The 1,160-nt window shown below is 64.7% G+C and carries 1 protein-coding gene; it reads right to left on the bottom strand.

Annotation, left to right across the window (positions count from 1 at the left end; translation table 11 throughout):
- A partial coding sequence (locus tag ACWDU1_RS32470; protein WP_450004238.1) for an AMP-binding protein occupies positions 1–1,160 on the bottom strand: 1,160 nt, incomplete at both ends.

A 1,160-nucleotide genomic window follows, 5' to 3' on the forward strand; every position in this document is an offset into this window, starting at 1 on the left:
AATCATCCACACCCACCCGGTCCACACCCAGAACCTCGGCGAACACCTCCGCGATAACCTGCTCCACCGCGGTACGCGGACCACGGAACGCCGTACGCGCCTGGAACACCGGCTCCGGCAACGCCCTACGATCCAACTTCCCGGCCGGGGTCAACGGAATCCGGTCGATCACCATCACCGTCGCGGGGACCATGTAGTCCGGCAGCTGTTCGGCGACATGAGCGGTCACGACCGCCACATCCACATGCACGCCAGGCGTGCCCACCACATACGAGACCAGCGAGGTCGCACCCGCAGCGTTCTTGTGGCCGACGGTGACCGCGAAATCGACGGACTCGTGACCGGTGAGGGCGGCGTCGATCTCACCCAGCTCGATGCGGAAACCACGCACCTTCACCTGGAAATCATTACGACCCACATACTCCACCGCCGGATCACCAGCAGCATCACGACGCCAACGCACGATGTCACCCGTGCGATACAAACGCGACCCCGGCCCGCCATGCGGATCGGCCACAAAACGCTCAGCGGTCAGGCCGGCACGGGCGTGGTAGCCACGCGCCAGCTGGATACCACCGACATACAGCTCACCGGCCACACCCTCGGGCACCGGCTGCATGCGGTCATCCAGAACCAGCGCCCGCATACCACGCACCGGGCCACCGATGGTGACCCGATCACCCGCACGCAGCACACCACTGATATTCGTCGCGACAGTAGCTTCCGTCGGACCATAGGCATTGTGGAAACGGCGCCCGACCCCACCCTCAGGCGCGGTCGACCACTTCGCCATCAGATCCGCCGAAATCGCCTCACCACCAGCGATGATCACTTCCATACCCGCCAAATCAGCCGGATCCAGCGACGCGAGCACCGACGGGGTGATCAAACCGACCGTGACACCCTCGCGGGCGATCAACTCACCCAGCTCGGCACCACCATAAGTACCCGTCGGGACCACGACCAGCGCACCGGCCGACCCAACAGCGAGCAGCAGTTCCAGGATCGAAGCGTCGAACGAGGGTGACGCGAACGCCAACGCCCGCGACTCCGGACTCAACCGATACCGCTCGACCTGCTCGGCACTGAAGTTCGCCAAACCGGCATGGCTGACCACCACACCCTTGGGCACACCGGTGGACCCGGAGGTGTAGATGACA

The sequence above is a fragment of the Nocardia sp. NPDC003345 genome (genome assembly GCF_053589395.1).